19 protein-coding genes are annotated in these 17936 nt (G+C 71.1%); 8 read left to right on the top strand and 11 right to left on the bottom strand.

Going from position 1 to position 17936, the window contains the following annotated elements:
* Nucleotides 1–12: 12 nt before the first annotated feature.
* Complete coding sequence (locus VGD44_RS03715) at nucleotides 13–1908, top strand: CHASE3 domain-containing protein (protein ID WP_331083992.1); 1896 nt, start codon at nucleotides 13–15, stop codon at nucleotides 1906–1908.
* Between the two features lie 46 nt (nucleotides 1909–1954).
* Here the strand turns inward: VGD44_RS03715 and VGD44_RS03710 are convergent, their stop codons facing one another.
* Nucleotides 1955–3364: an FAD-binding oxidoreductase gene (locus VGD44_RS03710; RefSeq protein WP_331083990.1), complete on the bottom strand. Its 1410-nt coding sequence runs from the start codon at nucleotides 3362–3364 to the stop codon at nucleotides 1955–1957.
* Between the two features lie 66 nt (nucleotides 3365–3430).
* On the opposite strand from VGD44_RS03710, the gene VGD44_RS03705 reads away from it, so the two are divergent.
* A complete protein-coding gene (locus VGD44_RS03705; protein WP_331083987.1) occupies nucleotides 3431–3703 on the top strand; it encodes a type II toxin-antitoxin system VapB family antitoxin in 273 nt (90 codons plus the stop codon).
* The gene (locus tag VGD44_RS03700; protein WP_331083985.1) at nucleotides 3700–4089 is read left to right on the top strand and encodes a type II toxin-antitoxin system VapC family toxin; all 390 of its coding nucleotides are present in this window, start codon (nucleotides 3700–3702) and stop codon (nucleotides 4087–4089) included. The genes VGD44_RS03705 and VGD44_RS03700 overlap by 4 nt, the downstream gene beginning before the upstream one ends.
* Here the strand turns inward: VGD44_RS03700 and VGD44_RS03695 are convergent.
* From VGD44_RS03695 to VGD44_RS03685, 3 genes are read right to left on the bottom strand one after another with little or no spacing between them, the layout of a single operon-like run.
* The gene (locus tag VGD44_RS03695) at nucleotides 4086–4967 is read right to left on the bottom strand and encodes an L-threonylcarbamoyladenylate synthase (RefSeq protein ID WP_331084017.1); all 882 of its coding nucleotides are present in this window, start codon (nucleotides 4965–4967) and stop codon (nucleotides 4086–4088) included. The genes VGD44_RS03700 and VGD44_RS03695 overlap by 4 nt on opposite strands.
* Nucleotides 4968–4978: 11 nt before the next feature.
* Entirely contained in the window at nucleotides 4979–6259 is a 1281-nt protein-coding gene (locus tag VGD44_RS03690; protein WP_331083983.1) for a YceI family protein, read from the bottom strand.
* Between the two features lie 4 nt (nucleotides 6260–6263).
* The gene (locus VGD44_RS03685) at nucleotides 6264–6866 is read right to left on the bottom strand and encodes a YceI family protein (protein ID WP_331083981.1); all 603 of its coding nucleotides are present in this window, start codon (nucleotides 6864–6866) and stop codon (nucleotides 6264–6266) included.
* Nucleotides 6867–7026: 160 nt separating this feature from the next.
* On the opposite strand from VGD44_RS03685, the gene VGD44_RS03680 reads away from it, so the two are divergent.
* Nucleotides 7027–8772, top strand: a complete 1746-nt coding sequence (locus VGD44_RS03680) for an acyl-CoA dehydrogenase (protein ID WP_331083979.1) — start codon at nucleotides 7027–7029, stop codon at nucleotides 8770–8772.
* Here VGD44_RS03680 and VGD44_RS03675 read toward each other — a convergent pair.
* Nucleotides 8769–9896, bottom strand: a complete 1128-nt coding sequence (locus tag VGD44_RS03675) for an esterase-like activity of phytase family protein (RefSeq protein WP_331083977.1) — start codon at nucleotides 9894–9896, stop codon at nucleotides 8769–8771. The two genes, VGD44_RS03680 and VGD44_RS03675, sit on opposite strands and share 4 nt — an antisense overlap.
* Entirely contained in the window at nucleotides 9868–11049 is a 1182-nt protein-coding gene (locus VGD44_RS03670; protein WP_331083975.1) for an amidohydrolase family protein, read from the bottom strand. Before VGD44_RS03670 ends, VGD44_RS03675 begins: the two co-directional genes overlap by 29 nt.
* Here VGD44_RS03670 and VGD44_RS03665 point away from each other — a divergent pair.
* From VGD44_RS03665 to chrA, 3 genes are all read left to right on the top strand, one after another.
* Entirely contained in the window at nucleotides 11000–11665 is a 666-nt protein-coding gene (locus VGD44_RS03665; RefSeq protein WP_331084015.1) for a DNA-3-methyladenine glycosylase, read from the top strand. The two genes, VGD44_RS03670 and VGD44_RS03665, sit on opposite strands and share 50 nt — an antisense overlap.
* Before the next feature lie 120 nt (nucleotides 11666–11785).
* A complete protein-coding gene (locus VGD44_RS03660; protein WP_331083973.1) occupies nucleotides 11786–12265 on the top strand; it encodes a hypothetical protein in 480 nt (159 codons plus the stop codon).
* Nucleotides 12262–13635, top strand: a complete 1374-nt coding sequence (chrA, locus tag VGD44_RS03655) for a chromate efflux transporter (protein ID WP_331083971.1) — start codon at nucleotides 12262–12264, stop codon at nucleotides 13633–13635. The genes VGD44_RS03660 and chrA overlap by 4 nt, the downstream gene beginning before the upstream one ends.
* Here the strand turns inward: chrA and VGD44_RS03650 are convergent.
* The 5 genes from VGD44_RS03650 to VGD44_RS03630 form a co-directional block, all read right to left on the bottom strand.
* Complete coding sequence (locus tag VGD44_RS03650; protein ID WP_331083969.1) at nucleotides 13632–14315, bottom strand: Fe-Mn family superoxide dismutase; 684 nt, start codon at nucleotides 14313–14315, stop codon at nucleotides 13632–13634. The genes chrA and VGD44_RS03650 overlap by 4 nt on opposite strands.
* Nucleotides 14316–14406: 91 nt before the next feature.
* Nucleotides 14407–15117, bottom strand: a complete 711-nt coding sequence (locus tag VGD44_RS03645; protein ID WP_331083967.1) for a hypothetical protein — start codon at nucleotides 15115–15117, stop codon at nucleotides 14407–14409.
* 15 nt (nucleotides 15118–15132) lie between these two features.
* A complete protein-coding gene (locus tag VGD44_RS03640; protein ID WP_331083965.1) occupies nucleotides 15133–15831 on the bottom strand; it encodes a glutathione S-transferase family protein in 699 nt (232 codons plus the stop codon).
* A gap of 177 nt (nucleotides 15832–16008) precedes the next feature.
* Complete coding sequence (locus tag VGD44_RS03635) at nucleotides 16009–16980, bottom strand: S8 family peptidase (protein ID WP_331083963.1); 972 nt, start codon at nucleotides 16978–16980, stop codon at nucleotides 16009–16011.
* Nucleotides 16980–17462: a peroxiredoxin gene (locus tag VGD44_RS03630; protein WP_331083961.1), complete on the bottom strand. Its 483-nt coding sequence runs from the start codon at nucleotides 17460–17462 to the stop codon at nucleotides 16980–16982. Before VGD44_RS03630 ends, VGD44_RS03635 begins: the two co-directional genes overlap by 1 nt.
* Before the next feature lie 127 nt (nucleotides 17463–17589).
* On the opposite strand from VGD44_RS03630, the gene VGD44_RS03625 reads away from it, so the two are divergent.
* Nucleotides 17590–17936: YqgE/AlgH family protein (locus tag VGD44_RS03625; RefSeq protein WP_331083959.1), on the top strand; the 347-nt coding region annotated here is incomplete at its 3' end.

Genomic DNA, 17936 nt, shown 5'->3' with positions numbered 1-17936 from the left:
ACAGTTCGCGCCATGAGACGGATCCGCAACGACCGTGCGCTGTTTGCCCTCCTGATCGGGTTCGTCACCCTGGCCGCGCTGGTTCTGGGCACGATCTGGCTCAGCGAGCGGCAAGACAGGGCCGCCCGGTCGGTCCGCCACACCCTTGAGGTGGAAGCGCGGCTCAGCACCGTGCTGTCGCGCGTGCAGGAGGCCGAGGCCGGCCAGCGCGGCTATATTCTGACCGGCCGCCCCCGCTTCCTCGAGCCCTATGAGGTGGCGCTCCGCAACATCGACCGCGACCTGGCCGACCTGGAACAGGCCGTCGCCGACAATCCGGCTCAGCAGGCCCGCGCCGCAAAGCTTCGCCTGGCGGTCGAAGGCCGCCGCAGGCTGTTGCGCGAGAACCTCGCCCGGTTCCGGATCGGCCAGCCCGCGACGTCCTTCGCCGACGAGTTCGAGCGCGGCCGCGCCGCCATGGACGAGGTGCGCGGGATCGTGGCCGAGATGAAGGCTTCGGAAGCCGACCTCCTGCGCAGCCGGCTCGAGGGAGCCGAAGCGCGCGGCGCACAGCTGCGGGTCGCCCTCGTCGTGGCCGGCGTCACCGTCCTGCTGCTCGGCGCCTTCGCCTTCCTGAACGGCCGCCGACGGCTGCTGGAGGCCGTGGTGGCCCGCGACTCCCTCGCCGAGGCCAACGCCCGCCTGGTCGAGGAGAGCGCCAACCGGGAGGCGGCCGAGGCCCAGGTCCGCCAGGTGCAGAAAATGCAGGCCGTCGGCCAGCTGACCGGCGGCATCGCTCACGACTTCAACAACATGCTGGCGATCGTCATCGGCTCCCTCGATCTGGCCAAGCGGCGGCTGCACCGCGACCTGGCCCGCGCCGAGGCGTGCATCGACAGCGCCCTGGAAGGCGCCAACCGCGCGGCCCAGCTCACCGCCCGCCTGCTGGCCTTCTCCCGCCAGCAGCCCCTCGATCCGCGGGTGCTGGACGTGAACAAGCTGGTGGGCGGCATGTCCGAGATGCTCCGCCGCACCATCGGCGAGAACCTGCGGGTCGAGACGGTGCTGGCCGGCGGCCTCTGGCGCACATTCGCCGACCCGGCCCAGCTGGAGAGCGCCATCGTCAACCTGTGCGTCAACGCGCGCGACGCCATGCCCGACGGCGGCAAGCTCACCATCGAGACGACCAACGCGCACCTCGACGATGGCTACGCGAGCCAGAACGACGATGTCGCGCCCGGCCAGTACGTGATGATCTCCGTGTCCGACACCGGCATGGGCATGCCGCCCGAGGTGATCGAGCGCGCCTTCGACCCGTTCTACACGACCAAGGGCGCCGGCCGGGGCACCGGTCTGGGGCTCAGCCAGGTGCACGGCTTCGTCAAGCAGAGCCACGGCCACGTGAAGATCTACTCCGAGCCCGGGGTCGGCACGACGATCAAGATCTACCTGCCGAGGCGCGCCGGCGAGGAACAGGCGATCGACGTCCAGGCCCGCCCGGCCGGCGAGCTGCCGCATGCGAAGGACGGCGAGATCGTCCTGGTGGTCGAGGACGACGAGCGGGTCCGGCACCTCAGCGTCGATGCGTTGCGTGAGCTGGGCTACACCGTCGTGCAGGCCTCGGATGCGGCCCAGGCGCTAACGGTGCTGGCGCTGCAGCCCCGGGTGGACCTGCTCTTCACCGACGTGGTCATGCCCGACCTCGACGGCCGCCGCCTGGCCGACCGGGCGCGCGAGGCGCGACCCGACCTGAAGGTGCTCTACACCACCGGCTATACGAGGAACGCCATCGTCCACAACGGCATGCTGGACGCCGACGTCGCCTTCATCGCCAAGCCCTTCACCATCGAGCAGATCGCCCAGAAGGTCCGCCAGGTGCTGGACGCCGCGCCGGCGCAGGTAGCTCGGCCCGAGGCCGGCCTGGTCTAGGCGGACGCCCACCTCCTCACCCGTAGGGGGGAGGGGGACGACGTCCCTAGAACAGCACCCGCGGATTGAGGATCCGCTTGGGGTCCAGCGCGTGGCGGATGGCGCGCTGGGCGGCCAGCTCCGTGGCGGACTTGTAGCGGGCGCCCTCCGCGGTCTTCATCGCGCCCAGCCCATGCTCGGCGCTGATGGAACCGCCCAGCTTCGCCACGATGTCGTGGACGATCCGCGAGCCCGCGTCGCGCCGGGCCGCGTGCTCGGCGTCGGGGGCGCCGTCGGGCCTCAGCACGTCGTAGTGGATGTTGCCGTCGCCTACGTGGCCGAACGCGGCGATCCGCGCGCCCGGCGCGAAGTCGTGCATCGCCGCGGTCGCCTCGGCCAGGAACGCGGGAACCTGGCTCACCGGCACTGACACGTCGTGCTTCCAGGTGGCGCCCTCGGGCTTCTGGGCCGGCGACTGGTTCTCGCGGATCGCCCACAGCGCCTTGGCCTGGGTCTCTGTCTGGGCGAGCACGGCGTCGCCGATCAGCCCCGCCTCCAGGCCGTCGGCGAGGAACCGCTCCATCGCCGCCTCTGCCGAGCCGGGCTCGCCCGACGAGAACTCGGCCAGCACATACCAGGGGTGCGCTTCGCTGAACGGGTCGCGCGTGCCGGGGATGTTGCGCAGAGCGAAGTCGATCCCGAGCCGCCCCATCAACTCGAAAGCCTCGACCGCGCCGCCCGTCTCGTCCTTGGCGCGCGCCAGCAGCTTGATGGCGTCTTCGGGCGTCGCCAGGCCGATCATCGCCACCGCCCGCGACGCCATCACCGGGTAGAGCTTCAGCGCCGCGGCCGTCACGACGCCGAGCGTGCCCTCCGCCCCGATCAGCAGCTGCTTCAGGTCATAGCCGGTGTTGTCCTTGCGCAGCCGCTTCAGCCCGTTCCAGACCTCGCCGTTCGGCAGCACCGCCTCCAGGCCCAGCACGAGGTTGCGGGCCATGCCGTAGCGCAGCACCTGCGTGCCGCCGGCGTTGGTCGACACCACGCCACCCACGGTCGCCGTGCCCTCGGACGCCAGCCCCAGCGGGAAGCGCCGACGCACCTCCGCCGCCGCCGCATGCACCTGCGCCAGCGTCACGCCGGCCTCGGCGGTGAGCGCGTCGTCATGGCCGTCCACGTCGCGGATCGCCCGAAGCCGCTCGGTGGAGAGCAGGATCTCCCCCTGCGGGATCTGGCCGCCGACCAGGCCCGTATTGCCGCCCTGCACCGTGATCGGCTGGCCGGCTTCGAAGCAGATCCCCACCACCGCCGCCACCGCCTCGGTCGTGTTCGGCAGCGCCAGGAACGGCGTCTGGCCTACCCACCGATCACGCCACTCCACCAACTTCGGCGCGATGCGCTCTGGGTCCTCGCTCCAGCCGCCGGCGCCCAGCACGGCTTTGAGGCGGGAGAGCACGTCGGCGGGCACGGGTGCGGTCATGGCCGGAACCTACGCTTCCACCCCTTCGTTCGCCAGTATATACTCCGATATATACCGGAGCCCGACATGGCGATCCTGATCAAGAACCCCGAGGTCGAACGCAAGGCGCGCGAGTTGGCGACCTTGCGTGGGCAAACCATCACCGCCGCGTTGGACGGAGCGCTGGACAAGGCGCTGGCGGAGGAAAGGCCGATGCGGCGGCCAACCCTCGAAGAGATGCGGGCAGCGACGCAACGCTTTCGGGAGCGCATCGGGCTCAGACTGCCGCAACCGCCGGCCACCAAGGAAGAGTGGGACGCCATCAACGAAATCCCCGGCCTCGCCGAGGATGACGCGTGATCGTCGTCGATGCGTCGGCGCTCGTAGCCATCATGCTGGCGGAACCCGAGGCAGAGCAGTTCGAGGTCGCCCTCCATGGCGCCGGGATCGCATGGCTCAGCCCCATCAACTACGTCGAGACTGGCTTGCTGCTGGTGGGTCGCGGGGCCTTCTCTGCGCCTGACGAGCTGGACGCTTGGCTCGCCGCCCAGCGCGTCTCGGTTCGAAGAGACTCCGATCTGGCCGGTCCAGCCATGCAAGCCTACCTGGCATACGGCGAGGGTCGCCACCCCGCCCGCCTGAACCTCGCGGACTGCTTCGCCTACGCGCTCGCCAAGCAGCTCGACGTCCCGCTGCTCTACAAGGGTGACGACTTCGCCAAGACCGACATCCGTTCCGCGCTCTAGCCCACGAACCCCGCCGCCCGCTTCAGCCGGTCGTTGATCGCCTCGCCCAGCCCCTCCTCCGGGATCGGCGCCACGGCGATCCCCGCCGGCCCGGTCCGGTCGGCCGCCCGCAGATAGGCGAAGAGGTTGGCCGCGGCCTCGGCCAGGTCGCCCGTCGGGCTGAGGTTGAAAGGCCCACTCCCGCGCGGCCCGAACGACAGCCAGGCCTCGCCCGGCATCGGTTCGGTCACGCCCAGCCGCATCGGCGCCTTCGGCGCGTAATGGCGCGTGAGCCGGCCCGGCGATCGCTTCGCGTCGGCTTCGGCCTCGGCCAGCGGCCCGACCACCGCTTCGATCTGCGCCCGCGTCACCGCCCCGGGCCGCAGCAGCCGCGCCTCGCCCAGCAGCGCCACCACCGTCGACTCCAGCCCGATCCTGCACGCCCCGCCGTCCAGCGCCGCCGCGGCGGCCGCGCCGGTCTCCTCCAGCGCGTCGGCGTAGGTCGTGGGGCTGGGCCGCCCCGAGCGGTTGGCGGAGGGCGCCACGATCGGCCCGCCCACCGCCTCGATCAGCCCGTGCGCCAGGGGGTGGCCCGGCGCCCGGACCGCCACAGTGTCCAATCCCGCCCGCGCAAGGTCGCAGACCGCAGCCTCGTCCGCCACCGGCAGCACCAGGGTGAGCGGCCCCGGCCAGAACGCCGCCGCCAGCGCCTCGGCGCGCACGTCGAACCGCGCAATGCGCCGCGCCATCGCCACGTCGGCCACATGCGCGATCAGCGGGTTGAAGCTGGGCCGGCCCTTCGCCGCGTACACGGCCGCCACCGCGCGTGGGTTCCCCGCATCGGCCGCCAGGCCATAGACCGTCTCGGTCGGCATCAGCACCAGGCCGCCTTCGCGGATGGCGCGGGCGGCTAGGGCGACATCCGCCGGGCCTTCAGGTCGACGCGCACCGTCACCTTGGCCGGAATCTGCTCGGTGCTCGTCCACTCGCCCTGTCCAACGCCGAAGGCCGTCCGGTCGAGGCTGGTTACACCGCGGACGCTGGCCCTGTCGCCGTCGATCGTCAGCCGGAACGGCAGCGACAGTGGCCGCGACGCGCCCCGCAGGCTGAGCTGGCCGCGCGCCACGAAGCGCCCCTCCCCGGTCTTTTCGAAGCGGGTGGCGGTGAACGTCGCCTTCGGGTGGTTGGCCGTGTCGAACCAGTCAGGCGCCGGCAGGCTCGCGTCGCGCTGGTCGTCGCCGGTGCGTGCCGAGGCCGTGTCGATGCTGACCGTCACCTTCGAGTGGTCCAGGTCGTCCGGGCTGAACACGATGTCGGCCGTCCAGCGGTCGAACCGCCCCTGGATCGGCTCGCCGCTCCAGGCCGTGGTGAACCCCAGCGTCGAACCCGGTTGCACGACCCAGCGGACAGCAGCTGCCGGCGCGGGCGCGGCAGCCGGCGTCGCGACAGCCGGCGCCGCCTGCGCCCCGGGCTCCCGCGTCTCGACGGCGGGCGCCAGTGGCGGCGGCGCGGCCTGCGCCGGCCGCGGCGGATCGTAGAACAGCCCGAACGCCGTCACCGCACCCAACCCCAGCAGGACCGCCGCCAGCCGCGGCTCCCACCAGCGGCCGGCCCGCGCGCCCGGGGCCATGCGCGGCAGGACCGGCGTGCGCGGGTCGACGAAATGGTGCTTCAGCGCGCCCGCCACGTGCAGGCCGAACAGCACATAGGCGCCCTTAATGATGGTGTGGTGCGCCGCCTCGGCCCCCTCGTTCCACATCGCCTTGGCCGCCGGGGCCAGCTCCGCCAATCCGGGCAGGTGCGGCCAGGGCACAGCGCCGTACAGCAGCGTCGGCACCGCGAAGCGGCTGGTCGAGACCATGATCCAGCCGGTGAGCGGCATCAGGATCATCACCGCGTAGAAGCCCCAGTGGACCGCCACCGCCAGCCGCCGCTCCCAGGGCGCCAGCGCCGCGGGCTCGGGCGGCGGCCGGTGCGTCAGCCGCCAGGCCAGCCGCGCCAAGCTGAGCAGCAGGATCGTGATCCCCACCGACTTGTGGAACTGGGTGACTGCGAAGGCCTCTGGCGTGCGCGCCTCCATCCGCCCGGACAGCGCCACCTGCAGCACGATCAGCGCCGCGATGGTCCAGTGGAGCACGATGGCGATCGCCGAATAGCGCGCCGCGGCCGCCCCGCGCGAGAGCTCGGTCATGCGGTCACTTCTTCACGAATTCGACTTCGAACTCGAGGTCCACCATGTCGCCGGCGAACGGGCGCCCGCCCGTCACCCCGAACTCCGAACGCTTGATCTTGCCCTCGCCCGAGAACCCCATCCGCGTGCCGGCGCCCAAGAGGCCCGGGCCCACGCCATTGAACTCGACGTCCAGGGTCACCGGCTTCGTCACCCCGTGGAAGGTGAGGTCCCCCGTCAGCTGGCCCTTGCCCTCGGCGTCCGCCGTCAGGCCCGTCGAGCTGAACAGGATCACCGGGTACTTGTCGGGCTCGAAGTAGCCCGAGACCGTGCGGTTGAAACCGTTGTCCTCGGTGTCGATCGACTTGGGATCCACCGAGATCGTCACCTTGGCGGCCTGCCAGTTGGCCGGGTCGTAGGTGAACCCGCCCGAGAGCTTGTTGAAGCGCATGGTGTAGCGCGAGAAGCCCCCCATGTGCGGCACCCGGATCACCAGGCTGGCATGCCGCGGATCCAGCGCGTACTCGCCGGCCGGAACCTTCGCCGGGTCACGGGTCGTGGGATCGGCGGCGGCCGCGCCCGTGGCCAGCAGCGCCAGAGCGAAAGCGATCGGGACAGTGCGCAGCATCTTGGGCGGCTCCTCAAAGGGCATGATACGCGCCGGTGCGCCCGGCGTTCGCGTTAATGCCGCCGAACGGCGCAACGGGCGCTGCTGACTGCACATAATTTCGGGTTCCCTCCCCCGCCAGCCCCGCTAGAACGCCCGCAAGCTCTCGGAGACCTGTTCCATGACCTTCCGCGCCCCCGTCCGCGACCTGGCCTTCGCGCTGAAGACCGTGGGCCATCCCGAGCTCCTGGCCCGCGCCTATCCGGACCTCGACGCCGACACCGTCCAGGCGGTGCTGGAGGCCGCCGCCGCGTTCGCCGACAACGAGCTCGCGCCGCTGAACCGCAAGGGCGACCTGGAGGGCGCCAGGTACGAGAACGGCACGGTCACCGCCGCCCCCGGCTTCGCCGACGCCTACCGCCATTTCGTCGAACAGGGCTGGAACTCGCTCTCGGCCGACCCCGAGCACGGCGGCCAGGGCCTGTCGAAGGCCATGGAGCTGGCCGTCTTCGAGATGGTCCACGCCGCCAACATGGCCTTCGGCCTCTGCCCCATGCTGACCCAGGCGGCCATCGAGGCGCTGACCCAGCACGGCACGGAGCGCCAGAAGCGCCTCGTGCTGCCGAAGCTGGTCTCGGGGGAATGGACCGGCGCCATGTGCCTCACCGAGCCCCAGGCCGGCTCGGACCTCGCCGCGCTGACCTCCATCGCCCGGCCGGACGGCCAGGGCGGCTATCGCCTGACCGGCCAGAAGATCTTCATCACCTGGGGCGACCACGACGCGGCCGACAACATCTGCCACCTGGTCATCGCCCGCACGCCCGACGCGCCGCCCGGCGTGAAGGGCATCAGCCTGTTCCTGACCAACAAGTTCGAGGTGAAGGACGACGGCTCGCTCGGCGGCCGCAACAGCTTCCGGCCCGTCTCCATCGAGCACAAGCTGGGCATCCACGGCTCGCCCACCTGCGTGATGGCCTACGAGGACGCCCACGCAGAGCTGGTCGGCGAACTCGGCCAGGGCCTGGCGCACATGTTCGTCATGATGAACGCCGCCCGCCTGCAGGTGGGCGTCCAGGGCGTCGCCATCGCCGAGCGGGCCTTCCAGCAGGCGCTGGGCTTCAGCCAGGAGCGCAAGCAGGGCCGGGCTGCGTTCGCCGACGCCGACGGCATGATCTACGGCCACCCCGACGTGCGCCGCACGCTGATGCTCTCCAAGGCCCGCATCGAGGCCGCCCGCGGCATCTGTCTGACCGTCGGCGTGCTGGCCGACCTCGCCGACCGCGCCGAGACCGAGGACGAGCGCGCCGCCGCCCAGGCCCGCCAGGAACTGCTCACTCCCATCGCCAAGGCCTGGTCCACCGACATCGGCGTCGACGTCGCCTCGGCGGCCCTGCAGGTGCACGGCGGCATGGGCTTCGTCGAGGAGACCGGCGCGGCCCAGCACTACCGCGACTCCCGCATCGCCCCGATCTACGAAGGCACGAACGGCATCCAGGCCATAGACCTCGTCGGCCGCAAGGTGCGGATGAACGGCGGCGAGACGCTGCGCGGCCTCTGCGGCGAGATGGCGATGACCGCCGAGCTGCTCACAGAAACCCCGGACCTCGCCCCCGTCGGCCGCCGCCTCGCCGCCGCCATCGCCGCCCTGGAGCGCGCCACGGATTGGCTCGTCGGCGCAGACAACATCGCCGCCCTGGCCGCCGCCACGCCCTTCCTCAAGCTCGCCGGCGACGTCGTGGGCGGCTGGATCCTTGGCCGCCAGGCCCTGGCCGCCGCCGGCTCTGACGACCCGTGGCTTCAGAGCAAGGCCGCGCTGGCCCGCCTCTACGCCAGCCAGGTCCTCACCCTCGCCCCCGGACTCGCCGACGGCCTCACGGAAAGCGGCGCCGACCTGGAAGCGACCAAGGCTGCGGTGCTGGCGGGCTAGAGCGCGCCTTCGAACCGCACCCGGTAGAACCGCGTCTCGGCGCCCTCGGTCCCGAAGTCGTTGTCCGTCACGAGCAGCAGCTCGCGCTCGCTCAGCAGCGTGACGCCCTCCAGGTCCGCCGCGACGTCCGGGTGATCGTCGGTGGAGAACACCAGCGTCTTCGCAAGCCGCCCCGGCGCCGACACGTCCACCCGATAGATCCGCGCGCTCCTGCTGATCCGTTCCAGCACCAGGATCCGGTCCGGCCCGACCCAGGCCAGATCGCACACCTTCAGGTCCTTCGATCGCACTTCGCCCGCGGCGGCGTCGGCCGTGAAGCTCTCGGGTGTGTCGAACGGATAGGCGTACTCGGCGAGCAATGCGCCGCTCTGCGCGTCCAGCTTCCAGATCGCGGTCGACTCGTGCGGTGCGTCCGCCATCGCGCTCTGGAACACGGCGTAGAGGAACACCCCGTCGCCGCTCGCGGTCAGGCCCTCGAAGCCGCGGTTCAGCCGCCGCCGCCGCGCCGCCTGCGGCAGCACCGGCTCGGCCCCCGCCAAGGTATGCCCCGCCGGCGTCCACCGTCGCAGCACCGCGCCGTCGCCACCTACCTGCAGCAGCGACGGCCCGTATTCCTCGCAGACCCAGAAGGTCCCGTCCGCCAGCGCCGCCACGCCCTCCGGATCGACGCCCGCCGGGTCGGCCGGCAGCACGTGGCCGGCCAGGTCGAAGGTGGGCTCCATCGCCGCCTCGGCGCTCCCGGCCGGCGCGCGGCCCGACAGCGGCCCGTCCGGCCCCTCCAGCGGCAGCAGCCGCTCCAGATGCACCCGCCTGCGCCCCACCCGCAGCTCGGCCAGGCAGGGCTGGAAGTCGGGCAGCGGCAGCACCTTCGCGCCGTCGCGCTCCCTCAGCGGCGCCAGATGATCCAGCCCCCACCGCTCCATCGCCGTCTTGATTTTCAGGTTCGGCCCGCGATCGCCGACGCCCCACACCACGCCCGGCGGATCGCCCGGCCGGCGCGACAACCCCGACCCAGGCCCGAACGTCAGCCGCAACTTCCCCTTCGGCGTGCGGATCTCCGCCAGCCGCGGCTCGCGCCACTTGAGCTCAGTAACGTCAGGCGGCGGCGAGCGATGGGAGGTCATGCAGGGCAGGATCGAGCCCTTTGCCCATCAAGTCGATGAAGTTGTCGCGGTAGAAGCGCCGCTTCGCGACCTCGTCCACGCCCGCCAGGCTGTCGTTGAATCGCTTCAGCGGGTTCCTGCCGCCCTCTACGTGCGGGAAGTCCGACGAGAACAGCACCATCTCCTCGCCCGAGTTGGCCATGATCCAGGCCACGTCCTCGTGTGGATAGGGCGTGACCCTGAGCTGCCGGCGCAGGATCGCGCTCGGCGTGTCCGATAGCTTCTGCAGCCGCTCCTCGCGCCCGAACGCCGCGCAGCCGCTATCCAAGAACTTCATCAGGCTGGGCAGCCACGACGCCCCCAGCTCGATCGCGCCGAACTTCAGCCGCGGGAAACGGTCGAACACCCCGTCGATCACCAGGGCCGACAACGTCTGCCAGACGCTGAGTGGGATCGCCATGAAGGTCAGCGAGGTGAAGTTCTCGTCGCCACCGTGGAAGTCCTTCACGTAGGGCAGGCCGTTCTCGATGTAGGCCTTGGCCATCTTCTCCTCGCCACCCACGTGGAACAGGATGGGCACGCCGGCCTCCTCCGCCACCGCCCACAGCGGATCCAGCTCGACATGGCTGGGCGAGAACCCGGGCGGCGGGCGCGACGGGATGACCAGCGCCTTGCAGCCCATCGCCAGCGCCTCCCTGGCGATTTCCGGCGCCCGCTTTCGATCCACGAGCGGCACGTAGCCGGTGGCCAGCAGCCGCCGGTCCACCCCGCAGAACTCGGTCATCATCCGGTTGTGGGCGCGGGCCGTCTCGAGGGCGAGCTCCACCTCGCCCATCTGCTCCAGGCCGAAGTTCGACAGGCAGGCGGTCGTGAACACCAGCTGGCTGGTGAAGCCCAGATAATCCAGCGTCTTGGGCCGGTCGGCCGCGTCGAAAGCGCCCAGCGCCTCGTAGTTCTTCCGCAAGAGGATGTTTGCCTCGGCGCCCGCCCGGAACTCGGGGTCACGGGCCTTCTCGGCGGCCTTGGCGAACCACTCGGGCAGCACGTCCTTCCTGCCCGTCTTGGCCACGAAGTCGTCGCGGAACTTCGGGTCGATGTAGCGGTTGATCGTGCCCGGCAGCTCCATGATGTGGCTGTCGGCGTCATGGACGGTCTGGCCCTCGACGTACGCCATGGCGCATCCTCCCAATATGTCTTCTTTCGTCGGCCGACATTCCGAACCTTCAAATTTAGCTCGTCAAGGATTCTGGGCCCGCCACCCCGCAGACGTGGCGGCCGACCTGATCGGCTGGGAGGTGTTCGTGGGCGGCGTCGGCGGCCGCATCGTCGAGACCGAGGCCTACCACCACGAGGATCCCGCCTCGCACAGCTACTCAGGCCCCACACCCCGCAACGAAGTGATGTTCGGCCCGCCGGCGCACCTCTACGTCTACCGCTCGTACGGCATCCACTGGTGCATGAACTTCGTCTGCTGGGCCGACGCGCCGGGCGGCGCCGTCCTGATCCGCGCCCTCGAGCCCACCGCCGGCCTCCCGGTCATGGCCGAGCGCCGGGGCCTCACCGACCTCCGCGCCCTCTGCTCCGGCCCCGGCAAGCTCTGCCAGGCGCTCGCCGTCACCCGCGAGCACAATGGCATGCCCCTCGACCACGCGCCCTTCGCGCTCCGCGAAGGCCCCCGCCGCGGCGTCGTCACCGGCCCCCGCGTCGGCATCACCAAGGCGGCGGATGTGCCGTGGCGGTTCGGCGAGACGGGCTCCCGGTTCGTCAGCCGGCCGTTCCCTGCGCGCTAGGCGGCGCGCCTGGCGTTGCAATGCGGCGTCCAATGCCTTAGCCGGATCGGACCGGGATGAAGCGGTGTCCCGGTCAGGCGTCTGCGCCCAACCACCGCGTGGCTCCGCTTGGAGGCGCGCATGCGTCCGAACCGCCGACTACTCCTCGTCTTGCCGTTGCTCGCCGCGCCTCTGGCGTCCCGCGCCGCACCCTGTCGGCCGCCCGTCGTGCTGTTCGTGTGCCCGGCCGGGACGGTGAAGAGCGCAATCGCCCGCGAGACCCTGAAGCGTCGTGCGTCGGCCGAGGGTCTACGGCTGGACGTCCGGTCGCGCGGCCTAACGCCTGAAGACCACGTGTCGCCGACCCTGGCCACGCGCCTGCGAGCCGACGGGATCGATCCGGCCGCCGAACCGCCCCGGGCGCTCGCGCCTGCCGACGTGGCCGCGGCCGACCTGGTCGTGGCTTTTGACGACGCGGCCGCCGCGCCGGCCCTGAAGAGCGCCCGCACGTGGCGCACGCCGTCCTGGAACACGGACTACGACGCGGCGAAGGCCGATCTCGCCGCGCGGATGGATGGGCTCTTCGCAGAGCTTCGCGCGCGGGCCGGAGACTGCCGATGAGCTCGGAAGGCAAGGTATCGCTCGCGGAGGCGACGAAGACGTGGGCGCGCATTGCGGCTCTCAGCTTCGGCGGCCCGGCCGGGCAGATCGCGATGATGCACCGCATCCTCGTGGAGGAGAAGCGCTGGCTGGGCGAGCGCCGGTTCCTGCACGCGCTCAATTACTGCATGCTTCTGCCGGGCCCCGAAGCGCAGCAGCTCGCCATCTACATCGGCTGGCTGATGAACCGGACCCTGGGCGGCCTGATCGCGGGCATGCTGTTCGTGCTGCCGGGCTTCCTGGCGATCATGGGCTTGAGCATCCTCTACGCGCTGTTCGGCGACATCGGGCCCGTCAGCGCCCTCTTCTTCGGCCTGAAGGCCGCGGTGCTCGTGGTGGTCGTCCAGGCGGTGATCCGGGTCGGCGGGCGCTCACTCAAGAACCCCGTGATGATCGGGATCGCCGCGGCGGCGTTCCTCGCCATCTACGCGCTCGACGCGCCGTTCCCGCTGATCATCCTGGGCGCCGCCCTGATCGGGTTCCTGGGCGGCGCAGCCGGCGTGCCGGCCTTCGCGGCCGGCGGCGGCCACGGTCCCAAGGTCGCGCACGAGGTGGCCGACGCCGACTCCCTGTTGGGCGAGGAGACGCCGGCTCACGCCCGCCCCAACCTGCGCTGGGCGCTCGGCATCGGCGGCGTGCTGGCGGTGCTCTGGCTGGCGCCGGTCCTGGCCCTCGGCCTGGGCCTGGGCTGGAGCCACGTTTTCTCCGAGATCGCCGTCTTCTTCTCGAAGATGGCCGTGGTCACCTTCGGCGGCGCCTACGCCGTCCTGGCCTACGTGGCGCAGGAGGCGGTCCAGACCTACGGGTGGCTCGAGCCCGGGGAGATGCTGGACGGCCTGGGCATGGCCGAAACCACGCCAGGCCCGCTGATCATCGTCACCCAGTTCGTGGGCTTCATGGGTGCGTTCCGAGGCGAGACCGGGCTCAACCCGCTCATCGCCGGCATCCTGGGCGGTGTGCTGACCACCTGGGTGACCTTCACGCCCTGCTTCCTGTGGATCTTCCTCGGCGCCCCATTCGTGGAGGCCTTGCGCGGAGCCAAGGCGCTGAACGCGGCGCTGGCGGCGATCACCGCGGCCGTCGTGGGCGTGATCCTGAACCTCGCCATCTGGTTCAGCCTGCACGTGCTGTTCGCCGACGTGGCCGAGGTCACGGCCGGCCCGCTGTCGCTGGACCTTCCGCGCCTCGCCTCGGTGAACCTGCCCAGCCTGTTCCTGGCCCTGGCCGCCGCCGTCGCCGCCTTCCGGTTCAAAATCGGCGTGATCCCGCTGCTGCTCGGCTGCGCCGCAGCGGGGGTCGTGCTCTACCTCGCAGGCGTCGTGCGGGCCTAGGCCGACGCCTTCCGGAACACCTCGTTCGCGTGCTTCCACGTGAAAGCCTTCATGAAGGCGTCAACGTAAACGGCGGCCTTTGCGCCGTAGTCCATGTGGTAGGCGTGCTCGTACATGTCGAGCGCGAGCAGTGGCGCGCCGTCGGCCAGGGTCATGGTGTGGTCGGCCGCCCAGGTGTTGACCAGCCGGCCGTCGCGACGGCTCCACGTCAGAAGCACCCAGCCGGACCCGCCGCCCAGCGCCTTGCCCATGGCGGCGAACTCGGCGGCCCAGCGGTCGTAGCTGCCGAAGTCGCGCTCGATGGCCTGGGCGAGGGGTACGGCGGGCTGCTCCGCTGCGCCGAAGCCAGCGAAGTAGACCTCGTGCAGCACCATGGAGTTCCAGGCGATCAGCTCCTCTCGCTTGAGGCCGTTCAGCCGATAGCCAGGCGTGTCCGCGAGATCGAGGCCGGCCAGCTCTGCGGAGATGGCGCCCAGACGATTCACGGCGCCGGTGTAGTTGCTGTCGTAGTGGCTGCGCAGCAGCTTCTCGGACAGCCCGGGCACGGCGGTTGGGGCGAACGGCAGCGGTTTCGTCTGCGGCCTCGGTGGCGCGGCCGCGGCGCTTGCGGCCGTCATGGCCGCCCCCACGAACGCGCCCAGGCCCAGGAGGACGCGGCGATTGGCGTCGATGTCCGGCATGCAGGATCCCTTTGCGACAAGAGGGTCAGGTTGATCGTCTTCATGTCGTTTCGCCAGGCAGGAGGTCGGCGGGCGCCGCCGACGGCGGGTGTCATCGATTGAGCGGAAACGCCGTGGTCACCCACAGGCTCGTCACCACGTCCGGCGCGGCCCGGCTGACCCCGACGTGCACGGCCGTGCGCACGTCGAACGCTCCGAGGTCGTAGATCAGCCCCGCGCCAGCCCGTACGTCCGCCGGCGCGCGGTCCGAGTCCTTGGCGAACACCTCGAAGCCGATGCGCCGGCCCGGCCGCGGGACGACCTCCGCCAGCGCGCTCGCCCGCCATCCCGAGTGCGCCAGGCCGAACCGCGGATCGTGGAAGCCACCGGCGTTCAGGTGCAGCCGGTACGGGTCGCGCTGGATCGTCGCGGCGAGCAGGGACTCGACGCCCACCCCGCTGGCCGACGACCGCACCGGCAGCAGGGCGAAGGTCTCGACCCCGACGCTGAGCGTCTCGGTGGCTCGGGTGGCCCACTTGCCGCCGAGGGCCGCGTCGCCGAGCCGATCCGTGCGCGGCGCGTACTCCAACTGCGCAATGACCTCGAACCCGTCGGGAAGCCCCAGGCTGGTGCGCAACAGGGGGGCCGTCACGTCCGAGTGGCCCCCATCCCATTGGACCCTCCCCAAGCCCAGGCGCACGCCGAGCTCGTAGGGGGTCGCGGGCGTGCCGTCGGCCGACCGGTAGGGTGGAAAGGCCCCGGCAGGGGTGGGCGCGCAGGCGAGCGATGCGCCCGCCAGCGCGAACAACAGCAATGGTTTCATGGTCCGTCCCGCCGGCTAGTAGCGGGGCCGGTGGCCGTCCACCCACTTGCGGGCGTGCTCGACCGGCTGGTTGATGTGCGGCGCCACCATCGCCAGCACCTGCCGCACGGCGGGCCGCCCCTGCATGCGGCTCCACCAGTCGCGGATGCGCGGCTTGCCGGCCAGCATCTCCTGCCCCTCGGGGGTGCGGCTTAGCGTTGTCAGGCTCGGCAGCAGGAAGAGGTCTGCGAGCGAGAGGCTGCCGGCCACCAGGTAGTCGCCGTTGGCCTCCAGCTCCGTCTCCATCACCTCCAGACAGGTGGCTATCTTCGGCAAGGCGGCCGCCACCACCTTCTCGTCGGGCGCGATGCCGAGGTTCGGGTAGACGATCCGCTCGTGGCCCAGGTGGTAGGCCATGTAGGGGTAGAAGTAGGCGTTCAGCGCGCTGAGCCAGCGATGCATGGCGGCGCGCTGCCTGAGGTCGGCCGGCTGCAGCGACGGACCCTTGAACGCCTCGTCGGCATAGAGCGCGATCGCGCTGGTCTCGTAGATCCGGAACCCGTCGTGCTCCAGGATCGGCACCCGGTTGAAGGGGTGGAGCGCCAGGTGGCGCGCCTGGCCCATGTCGGGCTCCAGGTCGTGGAAGCGGAACGGCACACCCTTCTCGGTCAGGACCAGCCTGACGATGTTGACGTAGGTGCTGACGGGGAACCCGTAGACGATGACGTCGGCCATGGCCGAACTCCTCGTTGCCGGTTTGCGGGGAGCCGCCGACACGCGCGCCGAACCTGCCCCTCGAAACCGAGGTCAGGGCAGCGCTTGGACGAGGAACGTCTGGAAAGCCGGGCGTCTGCCGAAGGCCCGACACCCCTCATGTAGGGGAGTGCGCCCTTGGGCTCAAGGCCGAGGGGCCTACTCCGCGGCTGCGAACGCACCGCCCAGGTTCAGCACGCCCCGCCCGTACACGTCGTCGACGCCGGCGTCGCCGGCGTCGCGGGCCGTGGCCAGCAGGCGCGCGGCCACCTCGCGGCCCGAGAGCTGCGGCCAGGCCTCCATCATCAGCGCCAGGCCGCCGGCGACGTACGACGTCGAGAACGAGGTCCCCGAGACCAGCGCGCACTTGGCCTTGCAGTCGGTCAGCACCCACTCGCCGGGCGCTGCGACATACCAGGGCTTCACCTGCCCGGCCCGGTTCGACCACGACGTGAGCTCGCCGTAGTAGCCCGTGGCGCCCGCTACCACGATCGCGCCCGAGAAGCGCGGGTCGACGGCGTACATGGCCGGCCAGCTGGGATCGGGGCCGTTTCGGTTGCCTGCCGCGATCACCACCACGACCCCGGCGTCCACCGTCCGCTTAAGCGCGGCTTCGAACGGGTCGCCCAGCGGCTTGCCGTGCTGGAGCGGCAGCACGACGACGCGCGCGCCCTGCGACGCCGCGTAGTCCAGACCGCGGGCCAGGTCGCTCGGTTTGAAAGCGCAGCGACCGAAGAGGCCGCCTTCGACGTCGGCGCGCACCGCCAGCACGGTCGCGTTGTAGGCCACGCCCACCATGCCCCGCCCGTTCAGCGCTGCGGCGAGGGGCGCTGCGGTGTAGGCGCCGTGCGGGTCGCTGATCGGCAGCCTGCGGTCGGGCACCACGTCGGTGGAGCGGCGCGAGACGTTCCTCAGCACCTCGCGCTGGGCCCTGGCGACGCCGCAGTCGACGATGGCGACGGTAACGCCCTTGCCCGTGAAGCCGGCTTCGTAGGCCGCCCGCGCGCCGATCGCCTCCAGGCCCCAGCTCTTTTTGTATTCGTCGCTGTTGGTGCGGGGCCCGCGCGCATCCGCGGCGGCCGGCAGCCAGGCCGCCAGCACCGCCAGGAGGCCGAGCCCCGCGCCGCGCATCAGAGCTGGGCCAACATGTAGTCGGCGGACGAGACCTTGAACTCACCGCCCTGCTCGACGTTGAGCTCGGTCACCACCCCGTCCTTGACGATCATCGAGTAGCGCTGCGAGCGCTTGCCCAGGCCGAACTTTGAGCCATCCATCTCCAGCCCCACCGCCGCGGTGAAGGCGCCGTTGCCGTCGCCCAGCATGACGATGTCCTCGCCCACCGCCTGGTCTTCGCCCCAGGCGCGCATCACGAAGGCGTCGTTCACCGACAGGCAGGCGATCTCGTCGACGCCCTTGGCCTTCAGATCGGGCGCGAGTTGCTTGAAGCCCGGCAGGTGCTTGGCCGAGCAGGTCGGCGTGAAAGCGCCCGGCACCGCGAACAGCGCGACGGTCTTGCCCTTGAAGAACGCCTCGCTCTGGACCGGCTTGGGTCCCTCGGCCGTCGCCAGGGTGAGGGTCACGTTCGGCAGCTTGTCGCCCACCTGGATGGTCATCGGGGTTCTCCTTCGAAGGGTACGGACACGCAGATAAGCAAGAACCCCTCCGGAGGTAACCTCGATTTGTCAGATACGCGCGGAAGGCCCTTGAAGTCGCCACGATCCGGCAGAATCTTTGCTGGAGATGGAAAGCGCCTTCCTTTCGGGCCAGATGCTCATCGCCATGCCGGGGATCGGCGATCCGCGGTTCGAGCGCTCGCTGATCCTGGTCTGCGCCCACGACGGCCTGCACGCCATGGGCATCGCCGTGAACCGGCCGGTCGAGGGCCTGACCATCACCGACCTGCTGGAACGGCTGGAGATCCGGACGACCGCCGAGCTCGAGGACGACCTGGTGCTCATCGGCGGCCCGGTGGAGGTGGAGCGCGGCTTCGTCCTGCACACCGGCGACTATCACGCCGAGCACAGCCTCGACGTCGCGGGCGGCCTGGCGCTCACCACCACCCGCGAGGTCCTGGAGGCCATGGGCCG

Source organism: Phenylobacterium sp. (genome assembly GCF_036402295.1).
In the GTDB taxonomy this organism is placed as follows: Bacteria; Pseudomonadota; Alphaproteobacteria; order Caulobacterales; family Caulobacteraceae; genus Phenylobacterium.
The sequence above is the reverse complement of the archived record's forward strand: the minus strand, read 5'-3'. Positions and strand labels throughout refer to the sequence as shown.